Origin of the sequence: Arthrobacter sp. SO5 (assembly GCF_020532805.1) — a bacterium.
Taxonomy (GTDB): domain Bacteria; phylum Actinomycetota; class Actinomycetes; order Actinomycetales; family Micrococcaceae; genus Arthrobacter.
The window spans coordinates 1-312 of the sequence record NZ_MQTQ01000102.1 but is presented as its reverse complement, the minus strand read 5'-3'; the positions used below and the strand labels follow the sequence as shown (position 1 = coordinate 312).

1 protein-coding gene is annotated in these 312 nt (G+C 61.5%); it reads left to right on the top strand.

Features of this window, described 5'->3' with window-relative positions; genetic code table 11:
- Positions 1-28: 28 nt before the first annotated feature.
- Positions 29-312: hypothetical protein (locus BJG92_RS17780; RefSeq protein WP_232085304.1), on the top strand; the 284-nt coding region annotated here is incomplete at its 3' end.

Sequence of the window (312 nt, the reverse complement as noted above, 5' to 3'; positions counted from 1 at the left end):
ACGAAAGTTCTGCCCAAGGAGTGTCCCCGTGTCCAACCCGGAACCAACTACATCCGCGGCCCCGAGCGAGCTGGTCTTCTCATTCGGCACCCTGTTGGATGAGAAGGTCCAGCAGTCGCTGTTCGGCTACCGGGTCAACATGCTCGAAGACTTCCTGATCGGGCACGGAACCACAGAAGTCGTCATCACCGACCTGGATGTCATCGCCAAGAGCGGCAAGAAAGTTCACCTCGGCCTCGTCCGCCGTGAAGGTGACACCGTATCCGGCGGGTTGCTCGCGCTAAGCCCTGACGAGCTGGCCGCAGCCGACGC